Annotated in this window: 13 protein-coding genes and 1 pseudogene; 9 read left to right on the top strand and 5 right to left on the bottom strand. The window is 67.2% G+C overall.

The window, feature by feature from the left end; genetic code table 11:
• Window positions 1–100: 100 nt before the first annotated feature.
• Window positions 101–249, bottom strand: a pseudogene (locus AJAP_RS45095) (lysine 2,3-aminomutase); the annotation flags it as partial.
• A 282-nt stretch (window positions 250–531) separates the two neighbouring features.
• The gene (locus AJAP_RS43025; RefSeq protein WP_174492030.1) at window positions 532–1,116 is read right to left on the bottom strand and encodes an Ltp family lipoprotein; all 585 of its coding nucleotides are present in this window, start codon (window positions 1,114–1,116) and stop codon (window positions 532–534) included.
• Window positions 1,117–1,281: 165 nt separating this feature from the next.
• Here AJAP_RS43025 and AJAP_RS44815 point away from each other — a divergent pair, with 165 nt between their 5' ends.
• On the top strand, window positions 1,282–1,464 hold the full coding sequence (locus AJAP_RS44815; RefSeq protein ID WP_148311532.1) for a hypothetical protein: 183 nt from the start codon (window positions 1,282–1,284) through the stop codon (window positions 1,462–1,464).
• Between the two features lie 215 nt (window positions 1,465–1,679).
• On the opposite strand, the gene AJAP_RS43655 is transcribed toward AJAP_RS44815, so the two are convergent.
• Window positions 1,680–1,895, bottom strand: a complete 216-nt coding sequence (locus AJAP_RS43655; RefSeq protein WP_148311531.1) for a hypothetical protein — start codon at window positions 1,893–1,895, stop codon at window positions 1,680–1,682.
• 773 nt (window positions 1,896–2,668) lie between these two features.
• Between AJAP_RS43655 and AJAP_RS18960 the strand changes: the two genes are divergently transcribed.
• The 3 genes from AJAP_RS18960 to AJAP_RS18955 all read left to right on the top strand — a co-directional run bounded on the left by AJAP_RS18960 (window position 2,669) and on the right by AJAP_RS18955 (window position 5,141).
• Window positions 2,669–3,853 carry an amidase domain-containing protein gene (locus AJAP_RS18960; RefSeq protein ID WP_148311530.1) on the top strand — a complete coding sequence of 395 codons (1,185 nt, stop codon included), beginning with the start codon at window positions 2,669–2,671 and terminating at the stop codon, window positions 3,851–3,853.
• A 181-nt stretch (window positions 3,854–4,034) separates the two neighbouring features.
• Window positions 4,035–4,553 (top strand): hypothetical protein, encoded by a 519-nt coding sequence (locus AJAP_RS43020; protein ID WP_228694981.1) that lies wholly within the window; start codon window positions 4,035–4,037, stop codon window positions 4,551–4,553.
• Between the two features lie 384 nt (window positions 4,554–4,937).
• Window positions 4,938–5,141, top strand: a complete 204-nt coding sequence (locus AJAP_RS18955; protein WP_038513535.1) for a hypothetical protein — start codon at window positions 4,938–4,940, stop codon at window positions 5,139–5,141.
• A 466-nt stretch (window positions 5,142–5,607) separates the two neighbouring features.
• Here AJAP_RS18955 and AJAP_RS18950 read toward each other — a convergent pair whose 3' ends face one another.
• Window positions 5,608–6,996, bottom strand: coding sequence for a KamA family radical SAM protein (locus AJAP_RS18950; RefSeq protein ID WP_038513533.1), 1,389 nt, complete (start codon window positions 6,994–6,996; stop codon window positions 5,608–5,610).
• 142 nt (window positions 6,997–7,138) lie between these two features.
• Here AJAP_RS18950 and AJAP_RS18945 point away from each other — a divergent pair, with 142 nt between their 5' ends.
• Genes AJAP_RS18945 through AJAP_RS18935 form a run of 3 tightly spaced genes read left to right on the top strand, consistent with a single transcriptional unit; the run spans window position 7,139 to window position 11,145 of the window.
• Window positions 7,139–8,749 (top strand): amidohydrolase, encoded by a 1,611-nt coding sequence (locus AJAP_RS18945; protein ID WP_038513531.1) that lies wholly within the window; start codon window positions 7,139–7,141, stop codon window positions 8,747–8,749.
• A 9-nt stretch (window positions 8,750–8,758) separates the two neighbouring features.
• A complete protein-coding gene (gene lnt / locus AJAP_RS18940; protein ID WP_038513527.1) occupies window positions 8,759–10,351 on the top strand; it encodes an apolipoprotein N-acyltransferase in 1,593 nt (530 codons plus the stop codon).
• Between the two features lie 26 nt (window positions 10,352–10,377).
• A complete protein-coding gene (locus AJAP_RS18935) occupies window positions 10,378–11,145 on the top strand; it encodes a polyprenol monophosphomannose synthase (protein WP_038513525.1) in 768 nt (255 codons plus the stop codon).
• Here AJAP_RS18935 and AJAP_RS18930 read toward each other — a convergent pair.
• The gene (locus tag AJAP_RS18930) at window positions 11,099–11,896 is read right to left on the bottom strand and encodes a DeoR/GlpR family DNA-binding transcription regulator (protein WP_038513523.1); all 798 of its coding nucleotides are present in this window, start codon (window positions 11,894–11,896) and stop codon (window positions 11,099–11,101) included. The genes AJAP_RS18935 and AJAP_RS18930 overlap by 47 nt on opposite strands.
• Window positions 11,897–11,947: 51 nt before the next feature.
• On the opposite strand from AJAP_RS18930, the gene AJAP_RS18925 reads away from it, so the two are divergent.
• Both AJAP_RS18925 and AJAP_RS18920 read left to right on the top strand, forming a co-directional pair.
• A complete protein-coding gene (locus AJAP_RS18925; protein WP_228694980.1) occupies window positions 11,948–12,322 on the top strand; it encodes a DUF4406 domain-containing protein in 375 nt (124 codons plus the stop codon).
• 44 nt (window positions 12,323–12,366) lie between these two features.
• Window positions 12,367–13,635, top strand: coding sequence for an RNA polymerase subunit sigma-70 (locus AJAP_RS18920; protein ID WP_038513519.1), 1,269 nt, complete (start codon window positions 12,367–12,369; stop codon window positions 13,633–13,635).
• The last annotated feature ends 24 nt before the right edge of the window (window positions 13,636–13,659 follow it).

Below are 13,659 nucleotides of genomic sequence, written 5' to 3'. Positions count from 1 at the left end.
GGAGCGGAGGGGGCGTTCAACGCTCGCATGAGCCTGAACGCCCCCTCCGGGACCTATCCGAGGAGCCGGCCGGTCAGGCCATCGGGGGCTGCTCGCGCCACCAGCGCTTCCCGACGTACGGCACGTCGTAGACGATCCGCGGGGTTGCGTAGCCGGGCAGGTAGCCCATGATCGCCTGCTGCAGTTCCTGTGCTTCGTGCACTGAACGCGCCAGTGCTCGACGTTGGGGATCATGTCGCAGTAAGCGAAGTTTGGCATGGGGCGTCGCCTTGATGCGCACTTCACCTGCTGTGTTCGCTGTCGCGAACGTCCTATCGCTTGATTGGGTGAGCGATGTCGGGTGAGAGGTCCGAGGTTGTTGGTGGTCCGGCGTGGTTCGATGCGTTTCGAAGCTCGTATGCCGGAGACCTGTCGCCCGTTAACTGAGGCTAATAGCGCTGTCGTGAGCCAGATTGGGGGAGTGAGGAAACTTGCACTGTGTCACACCCAGTCGCGACCTCTGTGTCGCCCTGTCCGGGCATCGCAGAGACCTCATTTGCAGGCCTTCGTTTGGTGTGCGCCGAACTTGGCCTGGGCGTTGGTGAATTGCCCGCCGTACCTTGACGACAGCTGCTGGATCAGGCCGGTGCACGAGAACGAGGTGTAGTCCAGGTAGGACTGTGCCGCCTTGGCTGCCTGCGCGTTCCAGTCGACATCCAGGCTGTCCACTGCCTGGGTGGCGATGTTCTTCGGGTAGCTGTCTCCGTATTTCGAGGACAGTTGATCGATCAAGCCGTTTCGCGAGAAGGCGGTGTAGTCGAGATACGACTCCGCGGACCCGCGGGCCTGTTCGACCTGAGGCGGGTACTGCGGAGCCTTGCTGGCTGGACTGGATTCGACCTGGGGCGGTGGCTGCGGAGCTTCACTGGTCGGGCTGGACTGGACCAGTTGCCCGTTGATGCATGACTGTCCGGTCTGCAACGGAGGGCACGACGCTTGCGGCGTGTAGCTGGGCGTCGAAGCGGGGACGGGAGTCGTGACACCGACGGCGAGATCGCCGACGTCACGACCGGAACAGGCGGTGAGGGTGACCGCCGCCGCGGCCGCCGCGGTGAAGAGGGCGACGCCCTTGATCATGAGGATGCTCCTTGGCACGAGGTGATTCGTAGTCGTGTGTGCTGCTCTGTGCGTTACGCCGGCCATGTCCCTCGAGACGCGGGCCGTGCCATGCCAATCCGCGTAAGCGAGCGACGGACCAAGATCGGGTCGTTGGCGGCGAGGACCCAGGTCGGGTCAGGCGTCATGATCCAGTCCCGTTACGTCGCGGTTGTGCTCGGTCAGGAGGTGGCGGGGGTGGACGAAGAGCAGCTGTCCGCGGATCGAGGCGGCGAGGACGAGAGGCCGATCGGGTTCGATGCCGCACATGTGGCGGGCCGCAGCGGGAAGGGTGAGAGCTCGGCGGGCATCGATCACGTGCCGCCCTGACGGTTCGGGGCACGATTTAGCCCGCGTGCAGCGTGTCCAGCGCTGGTTGGCGGTCTGAGTGCCAGCCGAGTGCGTGGAACAGGAGCGGTTCATTGAAGTGGCCGTACTGACCGCGCGGTCTCGGGGACTCGTTGTCCAACCATGCCACGGTCGCGCCCGGCTCGGCTCGCGCATCACGCTGGGTGCCAGGTCCATGGAGAAGTAAGCTCAGACCGTCACAGGTCGATGCGGGACTGCTGATCAGCAGCGCCAGCAGTTGGATCGGTGGCCAGGCGGCGACGGCGTCCGCACGGACCAGTTCCTGGGCTGTCCGCCCATTCCGCTGAGCGCACATAGGACAAGCGGTCCCACAGCTCATGGCCGAGCCATTCGTGCCCAGTGGCGTTTGACCAGTCGAACGTTCCGGTTTCCTGAACGGCGAGCCCGGCCATCGCCGCCCACTCTTCGGCGTCTGCCCAGGCCGGGGCGTGGTGCTGCTCGGCGCCCCGGCCGCGGCAGGGGCGCAGGGGTCGACCGGGCGCACCAGGGCGGAGTGGGCGGCACGACCGCCCACTCGGCTTCGAGGTTGATGACCAAGCCGTCCCGCGCACGGATCTCGGTGCCGTCCACCGCAGCGCCGGCTGCCGCGGTGATCAGACCGCTGCTGGAGGCCCTGTGGGCCCACTCGTCCGTCACCGAGCTTTCGTCGGTCGGCGTGCGGCCCTGGCGTAAACAAGACTATCTTCGCTATGAAATCCACAGAAAACCACGCCAGGGAATCTTTTTTCCGCAAAAGGGCACTGTTTCGAAAATCTGGTCCATTCGAGTGATCAACACTCAAAGGGGTTACGTCGAGTCTTTACTGGGCGCTAGGTTCCTTGAGGAGTCGAGTTCATGACGCGTTCCATCTGGGGTTTTGTTGTGAACGATGCTAGTTGGCGATGATCGCGATCATTCTGTTGACGGTCGCAAAGGGGGATTTGCGCTGAGTAAGTGTGTCGGTAGTTGACGGCCTGGGGTGCAGTGTAAGGACCTTCGCTCAAAGTGCTTGTCACGCGCTCGCCCAGGTATTGATTCCACGCCTATCTGGCAAGGCGTTTCTCGGGTGCTGTCGACTCAAATAGGTCGGCCGTAGGTCGATTTCGTACACTTCGGCGAGCTGAATTGTCGATGTCCCGAATTATGGTAGAGAATTATTTTGGGAGGTTTTGTGCGCTTATTTGGCATGGAAAGAAACAGAACACGAGTCGCGGCACTGGCCGCGACCGCGGCGGTGGTCGCGCCACTCTGCTTGACGTCTACCGCGCAAGCTGCACCTGGCGATGAGCCCGAGGTACTGCTGGCACTGACCCAGCAGTACCTGCAGGACCGGGCCAGCCGGGTCACAGATTCCCGGCCCATGGCCCTGGCGGCCGCATCGTTGACGTCGGTATCGACGACCAGCTCCCTCGCGGCTCGGCTGGCCACGGAGATCCCCGCGCTGGATCGCTTGCGGGCTACGACCGTCGGCACCTACGCCCAGTACAGCAACGCAGTCGTCGAGCTGATGTCTCCGACGGTAACGGTCACCGGCGATGCCGCCCGCGTCACGGTGCAGGAGCTGACTCGGTTGGTGTTCGCGAAACGTGAATCGCCGGACTCGGCGGACGCGACCCGCTACCGAGTTCCGCACGTGCTCGAGTTTCAGCGTCAAGGATCCAGTTGGATCCTCACCTCTGACGCCCTGGATGTCCCAGCTGACGCGCCCGATCCAGTCCCGTATGAGAACCCGGTCAAGCTGCAGCCGGCCACACCGCGTGATCTGGCCAGCGAATCCCTGCTCTCCAAGGACATCAAGCCGAACTATCCCGGGGCACAGCCCTTCAGTAGTTCCCCGTCTGCCGGCCTCAACGGGGGTGTACCGATCGACCGCCAGACCGCGGTCCGCTACGCCCGCACGTTCGCCATCAATTACAACCCTGCGTACGAGCGCTATGGCAACGACTGCACCAACTTCGTCTCCCAGGTCATGCGCGCCGGAGGGTGGACCGACGTCGGTAGCCCGGGGCCGGACGGTCCCGACAAGTGGTTCCAGTACAACAGATTTTCGCACAGTAGGACTTGGACCATCGCCCACGAATTCTCGGACTTCGGCTTCTACCACAGCCGGCGCCTGCGTAACTACGGAGGTGAAACTCCCCTGATCGCCGACGTAGTATCCGCGGACTGGGAAAACGGAGTTGCCGACGGCCATGTCGACCACCTTATGGTGATCACCGAGAACGCCCCGGGCAATATCCACGACTGGTCGAAGATCAAGCTCACCTACCACACCGCTGATCAGCTGGACATACCACTGAGCACCGTGTCCCAAAAAGTCGGCAATCGTGTCGCCTTCTACTTCTTCGACACACGGGGAATGCCCGGATAAAAGTGAGTGATCACTAAGCCACAAATATGAAGGGTTGCTCCTCGCCGCAGCGAGGAGCAACCCGGCTAGCCGCACCACCGCTGGCGCGGTCATCCCCGACGCACCTCGCGACTAGGGTGTCGGGGGCGCCCCCGCCCGCTACCGTAGTGAGCAATAATTCACCAGGCCGAGAGGGGCCACTATGTCGGGCCAGAAACCTGAGCCTGCGCCGCGCTACGACGGTGAGGACATCGAGGGACAGTCCACGACACGTCGACGCCGCATCCTCCGGCGTGCCGTGATGCTGCCAATCGCGGTGTTGGCGATTCTCGGCGCGCTCTGTGGAGCAGCGTTCACCTCTAAGGTGGCGAACCACTTCGGCTACGCCCTGCCAGAAGACAAGGGCCTTCCACACCAAGTCCAATACAACGGCAGGGACTACCGCAGCCCCATAACATGCGCTGGCGCACAATGGTGCGAAGACGAGAAAACCCCCGAACAGCGAGCAATGCCTTACTGCATGCCTCGTGCCGGACTAGGCATGACGGAAGGCGCAGGAGACGCGCAGTTGATGAAGGTTGATGACGTCTTCACCCTGTTCGGACCTTCACACCCCCTTTTCACGGCTGGTGCCATCCCGCCGGGAGAGACAGTGACGAGGGTGGTCGTCGCGGCATCCAACGACTGTTACCTGGCATACGACCTGGTGGGCGGCCCTTAGCTCGTCCGCCGACGACGCGGCGAACGGCGCTACGGCCACCCGCGTCCACCCGCATGAGGCGCCGCTGGACCTCTTCGGCGAGACGACTGCTCCGATGCCAGGGCTCCGGCCGTGACCCGCGCCCGCCAGATCCTCCAGAAAGAAGATGCACACCGACGACCTACTTCGACCGGGACGTCGTTCTCAACGCCATCATTCCGCCATCCACGAGGTACTGACACGGTCGTCGCAACATCACTACACCCCTCCAACGGCGTTCACCCTTTTGGGGGTTTGCAGGGGTTAGCAATTCGGAAGTTTTTGTTGACCTGGCGAGTTCGCGTGAATATAAAGCGAAGCGGGCCCCGAAGGTTCTCTCCTGGGATTTAGGGAGAGGACTGCGCGATGTGGGTTTGGGTGTTCGTCGGCGGCTACGCCGTCTTCGTCGCCACGCTGGCCGCCTGCTGTCTTCGCGTCGCGCTGAGCAGGCACTCGACCAAGCCGCGGCGGGACATGGCCTACAAGATGTTCCGGCTTATCTGGGGCGTCAACCTGCTCGGCGGGCTGGCCACCGCAGTCGTCAAGCTCCACCACGCTGGCCTGCTGTGAAGCTGCGGGCGGGCTTCTCGACGTCAGATTGACCAGCCCAAAGACTCGCGCTTCTCACTGATCGCCGTGCCGCACCCACCAGGGCAGCGTCCTGACGATCATTAGCAGTTCGGCGCCGGCCAAGCAGGGCCCACGCCGTCAGGATGTCGAAAGGAGCGCCGATCATGGGTGGCGAATCGCCAACCGAGTGAGCACGCCGACGAGACCGTGCCAGGCTTTGTCCGGCATTCCGCCACAATCTTGGCGACCTCCTTGCGTCACCGGTTGGTGACCTGGGGTGCGACGCGGGCACCCTCATGGTGAGGGCGAGCACGGTATCTCGTCGGGAGACAGTGCTGCGCTGTCGGTCGACCTGTCGATCGCGACTTGCCGATCGATCGGGTGGCTGGTTTGTCTGCGGCTTGCCGTTACCGGTGGTCCCGAACGACGTTCGGGACCACCGGTTTCATCTACGAACATGCGGAAGTCAGCCGGGCTGGCTGGCCCACCAGCGCTGGCCGGCTTCCGGCAGCGTGGAGATCGGGTCGTAGTAGGGGTACCGACGCTGCAAGGCTTCCGGGTCCTCGTGCTCGATCCCGGTCCGGTAGTTCTTGGTCCAGTAGGAAATCCCCAGCTCGCGGTCATATTCGGCGAGCTGGTGGACCCAGCGCTTCCCGACGTAGGGCACGTCGCAGACGATCCGCGGCGTGGCGTAGCCGGGCAGGTAGCCCATGATCGCGTGCTGCAGTTCCTGTGCCTCGTGCACGGAAACCCGCCAGTGCTCGGCGTTCGGGATCATGTCGCACATATAGAAGTAGTACGGCAGGATGTTCGCCTCGCCCTGCAGCGCGAAGCACAGATCGAGCAGGTCGGCAGGGGTCGCGTTCACGCCCTTCATCAGCACGCCCTGGTTGCGCACGTCGCGGACGCCGACGTCGAGCGCGGTCCTGGCGGCTTCCGCGACCAGCGGGGTCACCGACTGGGCGTGGTTGACGTGGGTGTGGATCGCGAGGTTGACGCCGCGGCGCTGAGCGGTGCCGGCTACGCGTTCGAGACCTTCGACGACCTTCGGCTGGATCCAGTGCTGCGGCAGGGCGGCGAGCGCCTTGGTGGCGAGCCGGATGTCGCGGACGGTGTCGATGTCCATCAGTCGCATCAGGAACGACTCGAGCTGCGGCCACGGCACGTTCGCGACGTCGCCGCCGGAGACCACGACGTCACGTACGCCGGGGGTCTTCCTCAGGTACTCGATCATCGCGTCCTGGCGGTCGACCGGTTTGAGCGAGAGCTTGTGCTTCTCGACCTGTTCCGTGGAGTTGCCGACCAGGTCCATCCGGGTGCAATGCCCGCAGTACTGGGGGCAGGTGGAGATCATCTCGGCGAGGACCTTGGTGGGGTAGCGGTGGGTCAGCCCCTCCACGACCCACATCTCCGCCTCGTGCAGCGAGTCCCGCTCGGAGTGCGGGTGGCTCGGCCACTCGGTGTCGCGGTCGCTGCGCACCGGGAGCATGTAGCGGCGGATCGGGTCGGCGTACCAGGCCTCGGTCACCTTCGCCGGGTCGGTGCCCGCGTTGGGCGCCATCGTGTTGATCATCTGCGGCGGCAGGAGCATCGACATCGTGGCCATCTCGCGCTGGTCGGCGAGCATGTCCTCGTAGAAGCGCTCCTCCAGCTGATCGCCCATCAGGGCGCGCAGCTGCTTGGCGTTACGGATGCAGTGCACTCGCTGCCACTGCGCGTCGCGCCACTCTGCCTCGGTCACGTCGTGCCAGCCGGGGAAGCGGCGCCAGTCGGGTTCGGTCAGCTCGACACGGGTGTAGTCGTAGGGCTGATCGTAGGCGGCCACCGGCGAGGTCGGTTCCTGGATCGCAGTCACTTGTACTCCTCGTCGTCGGAAACGCGTGAAAATATCCTGTCACATCGTTCTGAAGACGTAAATATTCCTGTCCTGCGGGGTGTGTCGAAATCTTGCCGACCCGCCGGTCACGTGGGCTTCCGCACGCTGCAAACTCAGGAGGGTGACGAACGCGCGAACGACGCTCCTGCTCGGCGGGCGCATCTACAGCCCCTCGGCTCCCGACGCCACCGCCATGGCGATCACCGACGGCATCGTCGTCTGGGTGGGGCAGGACGGCCCGGCCAAAGCACTGCATCCCGACGCCGAACCGGTCGACCTCGACGGCGCCTTCGTCGCCCCGGCCTTCGTCGACGCGCACGTCCACGCCACCGCGACCGGACTGCACCTCACCGGCCTGAACCTCGCGAACGTCCGCGGCGCCGCCGAACTCCTGGCCGCGGTCCGCGACGCCGTCCGGCCCGGCCAGGTGCTGGTCGCACACGGCTGGGACGAATCCCGCTGGACTGACGGCAGGCTGCCCAGCCGCGCCGAGATCGACGAGGCCGCGAACGGCGCCCCGGTGTACCTGAGCCGGGTCGACGTCCACTCCGCGCTCGTCTCCAGCGCCCTCGTCGCGCTGGCCGCCGGAGTGCACGAGGCGCCGGGCTGGTCGCCCGACGGACCGCTGACTCGCGACGCCCACCACCTCGTGCGCGCCGCGATGCGCGACGCCATCACCCCGCAGCAGCGCCGCGAGGCCCAGCGCGCGTTCCTCGCCGAAGCCGCCGCGCGCGGTGTCGTGAGCGTCCACGAATGCGCGGGCCCGGACATCTCCGGCGCGGAAGACCTCACCGACCTGCTCACGCTCGCGTCCGAGCCGGGACTGCCGGAGGTCGTCGGCTACTGGGGGGAGCGTGGCGGAGTCGACACCGCCCGCGCGCTCGGCGCCAGGGGAGTCGCGGGCGATCTGTTCGTCGACGGCGCGCTCGGCTCCCGCACGGCCGCGCTGCACGAGCCGTACGCCGACGCCCACGGCACCACCGGAACGCTCTACCTCGACGCCGCCGCCATCGCCGAACACGTCGCCGCCTGCACCGAGGCCGAACTGCAGGCCGGTTTCCACGTCATCGGCGACGCCGCCGTGGCCGAGGTCGTCGAAGGATTCCGGCGCGCGGAGAAGATCGTCGGCCGTCGAGCGCTGGCGGCCCGGCACCACCGGCTCGAGCACGTCGAGATGATCGACGCCGGTCAGGCGAAGGAGCTCGCCGGCTGGGGCGTGGTCGCGTCGGTCCAGCCGCAGTTCGACGCGGAATGGGGCGGCGAGCACGGCATGTACGTCGACCGTCTCGGCGGCGAACGGGCTCCGAAGCTCAACCCCTTCGCCGCCATGGCCGCCGAAGGGGTCCTGCTCGCTTTCGGCTCCGACGCTCCCGTCACACCTGTCGACCCGTGGGCCACCGTCCGCGCCGGGACCTATCACCGCACGCCGGGTTCGGGTCTGTCGGCTCGTGCGTCCTTCACTGCCCACACCCGCGCGGGACACCGCGCCGCCGGAGTGAACGACGGCGTCACCGGCAGCCTGGTCCCGGGCGCTCCCGCGCACTACGCGATCTGGGACGCCGAGGATCTCGTCGTCGCGACGCCGGACTCGCGGGTGCAGCGCTGGTCGACCGACCCGCGCGCGGGGGTGCCCCCGCTGCCGAACCTGGCCGAGGGGGCGACGCTGCCCCGGTGCCTGCGCACGGTCCGCGACGGAGAGGTCATCCACGATGTGTTCACCCGCACGGCCTAGGGTTCAGGGGTGTCCTCGACCGTGACCGATCCGGACCCCGAAGCGGCGCCCCGGAAGCGGTTCTCCCGCGCCTGGCTCCTGCGTTTCCTCGTCGCCGCGGCGTCGGGTTTCACGCTGTACCTCAGTTTCGCGCCGCGTCCGCTGTGGTGGCTCGCGCCGCTGGCGTTCACCGGCTTCGCGCTGGTGGTGCACGGACGCAGGTTCCGGGGCGCGTTCGGCTACGCGTTCGTGTTCGGGATGGGGTTCTTCCTCCCGCTGCTGACGTGGCTGCTGGACTTCCTCGGCCCGGATTTCGGGCCGTGGCCGTGGATCGCGCTGTCGATGGCGCTGTCGGTGTACCTCGGTTTCGGCGGCGCGTTCGCCACCGTGGTGTGGAGGCTTCCGCTCGGACCGTTGTGGGCCGCGTTGGTGATCATCGCGCTGGAGACACCGCGGGCCTGGTTCCCGTTCGGCGGTTTCCCGTGGGGCCGGGTTGCGTTCAGTCAGCCCGAGGGCGCCTTCGTCTCGCTGGCCTCGATCGGTGGCGCTCCGCTGGTCGGTCTCGCCGTCGTGCTGACCGGTTTCGGGCTCGCGGCGCTGTGCCTGCGGCTGAGGGGCGCCGATCCGCGGCGTTCCCTGATCGCCACGTCGGCGCTGACGCTGGTGCCGGTGGTGGCGGGACTCGCGGTGTGGCCGACGATCGGCACCGAAGCCCAGGACGGCGAACTCACCGTCGCCACGGTGCAGGGCAACGCGCCGGACATCGGCCTGGCGCTGGAAGGCCGCCGCGACGAACTGCGGAGCAACCACCTCACCGAAAGCGCCCGCCTGCTGGAAAAGCTGAAGGCGAGCAACACCAAGGTCGATCTGCTGGTGTGGCCCGAGACCGCGATGGCCATGCGCACCGGTGACGCCGGCGTCGACCAGATGGTCCGCGACTACGGCACGCAGGCGATCATCGGCGCGCTGGTCCGGCTGCCCGACGGCACCGCCCAGAACTCCGCGCTGGTCTGGGATCCGGCGACCGGCCCCGGTCAGCGCTACGCCAAGCAGCAGCTGGTCCCGTTCGGCGAGTACGTCCCGGCCCGCGAGGTCGCGAAGCTGGTGACGCCGTTCGTCGACAGCGTGGCGAACATGACACCGGGTGACGGCGCCAACGCCGCGCTGTCGGTCGCGGGGACCAAGGTCGGCGTCTTCATCTGCTACGAGACCGCGTTCGACTACCCGGCCCGCGAATCGGTCGCCGACGGCGCGGAACTGCTCGTCGTGCCGACCAACAACGCCTGGTACGGACCGGGGGAGATGAGCTACCAGCAGCTGGCGATGTCGCGGCTGCGAGCGGTCGAGCACGGGCGCGCGGTGATCGTTTCGGCCACCAGCGGGGTCAGCGCGATCGTCGCGCCCGACGGTTCGATCAAGGCCTCCACCAGCCTGTTCACCGCAGACTCCCTGGTGGGGCGCGTACCGCTGAGGCAGCAGACTACGCTGTCGGATCTACTCGGTGTGACGACGGAGTACGGGCTGCTGGCCCTGGCGATCGCCGGGGTTACCGGCGGGTACGTACTCCGTTTCCGCACCCGGCGCGCGAGCGCCGCCAAGGCAACGAGGGAAGCGGCGGGCTGACCCGCCGGAACACGGAGGAAAAGCGGATGGCGCAGGCGCCGCGGGGGGCCCAGGGAATCGACCCGGTGCTGGTGGTGGTCCCGACGTACAACGAGCGGGACAACATCGGCCCGATCCTGGAACGTCTGCTCGAAGCACTCCCGGACGTGCACGCCCTCGTCGTCGACGACGGCAGCCCGGACGGCACCGGTGACGTCGCCGACGAGCTCGCGAAGGCCGACGAGCGGATCCACGTCATGCACCGCACCGAGAAGGCCGGCCTCGGCGCCGCGTACGTCGCGGGATTCCGCTGGGGGCTCTCCCGCGACTACGCCACCATCGTCGAGATGGACGCCGACGGCTCGCACGCGCCGGAGGATCTGCCCCGGGTGCTGGCCGCACTCGAGGACGCGGACTTGTCCATCGGCTCCCGTTACGTTCCCGGCGGCAGCACGGTGAACTGGCCGTTCCAGCGCAAGGCGCTGTCGTGGATGGCGAACTTCTACGCGAGGGTCGCGCTCGGCACGAAGATCAAGGACATCACCGCCGGTTTCCGCGCGTACCGCCGCACGGTGCTGGAGAAGCTCCCGCTCGACGAGATCGCCTCGCGCGGCTACTGCTTCCAGATCGACCTGGCGTTCCGTACGGCGCTCGCCGGGTTCGAGGTCGTCGAGGTACCGATCACCTTCACCGAACGCGAGGTCGGTCAGTCGAAGATGAGCGGCTCGGTCGTGCGCGAGGCGATCGTCCTGGTCGGGCTGTGGGGGCTCAAGCGTCGCTGGCAGCAGCTTCGCGGGCTGGCCAAGAAGGGCTGACGCCCAGCACGCTCACCCCGAGTTTCCCCAGTTCCTTCACCGTCGGCTCGTCCGGCGCGGCGTCGGTGATCACGCCCGCGACGTCGGACAGGGGGAGCACGGTGAACGGCGAGGCCGCGCCGATCTTCTCGGAACTGGCCAGCACGTAGGTGTCGGCCGCCCGTTTGGCGAGCGTGCGTTTCATCGCGGCCTCGTCGGAGTCGCCGGTGGTGAGCCCGGTTTCGGGATGCACCCCGGTGACGCCGAGGAAGAACAGATCGGCGTTGATCCCCATCGCGGCCTCCGCCGCGGCCGCCCCGCAGGTGACGGCGGAGTGTTTGAAGAGCCGCCCGCCGATGAGGAACACCTCGACCCGCGGATGCGTGACGAGCGCGGCCGCGACCGTGGGGCTGTGCGTGACGATCTTCGCCTCGAGGTCGACGGGGAGCGCCTTCGCCAGCGCGAGCGCGGTCGTCCCGCCGTCGAGGATGGCCGTCGAGCCGAGCCGGATCAACGCTGCTGCACGTTTCGCGATCCGTTCCTTGCCCGCGACACTGACCGCCATGCGCGTCGCGTAGTCCGCGGTGGCGGGTGAGACCGGCAAGGCTCCGCCGTAGACCCGTTGGCAGAGTCCGGCGTCTGCGAGTTCTCGCAGGTCACGGCGAATACTGTCCTCCGACACGCCGAGTTCGGCGGCGAGGTCCTTGGCCACGATCCGGCCTTCGGTCTTGAGTCGTTCTATCAGCAGGTCTCGACGCTGCGCAGCCAACATGTGCACGTTCCTCCTTGTTCCTGCCGATTGTTGCACATTATGCTTCGTCGCATGAGCAAACCTCTGATGATCCTCATCGCCGGACCGTTCCGTTCCGGCACCGGCGACGACCCCGAACTTCTCGCCCGCAACCTCGCCCGGCTCGAGGAAGCCGCTTGGCCGATCTTCCGCAGCGGGCACGTGCCGATGATCGGCGAATGGGTCGCGCTGCCGGTGCTGCGCGGCGCGGGAGGGAAGACCGTCGCCGATCCGGTCGCCGAGGAGGTCATGTACCCGACGGCAGACCGGCTGCTGCACCACTGCGACGCCGTCCTGCGGCTGCCTGGCGAATCCACCGGCGCAGACCAGGACGTCGCCATCGCCCTGTCCCGCGGGCTCGACGTCTACCACCGCGTCGAGGACATCCCTGGGTATCAAGCCGCATAATGCGTGACTTGATCGAATGTGACGTTTTGAGGGGAAGGTGAGCCGTGACCGGGAAGGTCTGCGGGATATGCGAAGGCCCGCTGCCGTCGAAGGCGGATTCGCGCGGCCGCACGGCCGTCTACTGCTCGGCCGCGTGCCGCCAGCGGGCCTACCGGTCACGGCGCGAACCCGCCCCCGACGTGCAAGCCCTCATCGCCGAGGTCGGCCGCGTCGCGAACCGGCTGACCCCTCGGCCGCCGGAGGCGTTCCTCGCCGATCTCACCTCGCTCAACTCCGACGTCGGCAAGCTGCGGCGCATCGCTCGGCTGGCGCAGCGGACCAAGGACGAAAACGTCACACCGGCGCCCGTGACGGAAACCGTCGACGAGGTCGCCTTCGCCGGGAGTCTCGAAGAGCACCAGCGAGAACTGCGCGTGCACTGCTACCGGATGGTCGGGTCCTACGACGACGCGGAGGACCTGGTCCAGGAGACGTTCCTGCGAGCGTGGCGCGGCCGGGAAGGGTTCGAAGGCCGGTCGAGTTTCCGCGCCTGGCTCTACCGCATCGCCACCAACACCTGCCTCGATTTCCTGCGGCGCAACAAGAGGGTCCCGCGCCCCTACGACCCGATGCCCGGTGTCGACCAGCTGGGTGAACCGCCTCAGTTCCTGCCCTGGTTGCAGCCGTTTCCCGACGACGTCGCGGAGATCGCCGAGACGAGGGAAACGATGGAACTCGTCTTCCTCACCGCCATCCAGCACCTTCCGCCGAAGCAGCGGGCCGTGGTGATCCTCAACGACGCACTCGGCTGGAAGGCCGCCGAAACCGCGGACCTGCTGGAAACCACCGTCGCGTCGGTCACCAGCGCCCTGCAGCGCGCCCGCCCGACGCTGCGCGAACGCCTGCCCGAACGCCGCGCCGACTGGGCCCGGACCGTGCGGCCGACCGAGGAGGAGCAGGCGATCCTGCGGCGCTACATGGCCGCCGCCACCGCCGACGGGGACAGCCGGGTCATGGCCGAGCTGCTCAGGGAGGACGTGCTGGTCACGATGCCGCCGAACCCGCTGTGGTTCTCCGGCCGCGACGTCTTCCTGAAGTTCGTCGCCAAATCCCTCGATCCCGCCTCGCCGATGTACTTCGGGGAGTGGAAACACCTTCCGGCCGTCGCCAACGGGCTTCCCGCCGCGGGCGGCTACGTCCGGCGGCCCGGCACCCGCGTCTACCGGGCGCAGGTGCTCGACGTGCTGCGCATCGAAGACGGGAAGGTCGCCGAGATCACCGCCTTCGAGCCGCATCTGTTCCCCGCGTTCGGGCTGCCGCTGACGATCACCTGAGGACCGATGAGCCCCACGCCCCTT

The sequence above is a fragment of the Amycolatopsis japonica genome, from assembly GCF_000732925.1.
Classification (GTDB): Bacteria; Actinomycetota; Actinomycetes; order Mycobacteriales; family Pseudonocardiaceae; genus Amycolatopsis; species Amycolatopsis japonica.
The sequence above is the reverse complement of the archived record's forward strand: the minus strand, read 5'-3'. Positions and strand labels throughout refer to the sequence as shown.

Bases quoted from the DNA above. Each gene is read 5' to 3' on its own strand.
- AJAP_RS43655 (WP_148311531.1), bottom strand. From the start codon at position 1,895: ATGGCCGGGCTCGCCGTTCAGGAAACCGGAACGTTCGACTGGTCAAAC.
- AJAP_RS43025 (WP_174492030.1), bottom strand. From the start codon at position 1,116: ATGATCAAGGGCGTCGCCCTCTTCACCGCGGCGGCCGCGGCGGCGGTC.
- AJAP_RS43020 (WP_228694981.1), top strand. From the start codon at position 4,035: ATGTCGGGCCAGAAACCTGAGCCTGCGCCGCGCTACGACGGTGAGGAC.
- AJAP_RS18925 (WP_228694980.1), top strand. From the start codon at position 11,948: ATGAGCAAACCTCTGATGATCCTCATCGCCGGACCGTTCCGTTCCGGC.
- AJAP_RS44815 (WP_148311532.1), top strand. From the start codon at position 1,282: ATGATCCAGTCCCGTTACGTCGCGGTTGTGCTCGGTCAGGAGGTGGCG.
- AJAP_RS18930 (WP_038513523.1), bottom strand. From the start codon at position 11,896: ATGTTGGCTGCGCAGCGTCGAGACCTGCTGATAGAACGACTCAAGACC.
- AJAP_RS18935 (WP_038513525.1), top strand. From the start codon at position 10,378: ATGGCGCAGGCGCCGCGGGGGGCCCAGGGAATCGACCCGGTGCTGGTG.
- AJAP_RS18960 (WP_148311530.1), top strand. From the start codon at position 2,669: ATGGAAAGAAACAGAACACGAGTCGCGGCACTGGCCGCGACCGCGGCG.
- AJAP_RS18955 (WP_038513535.1), top strand. From the start codon at position 4,938: ATGTGGGTTTGGGTGTTCGTCGGCGGCTACGCCGTCTTCGTCGCCACG.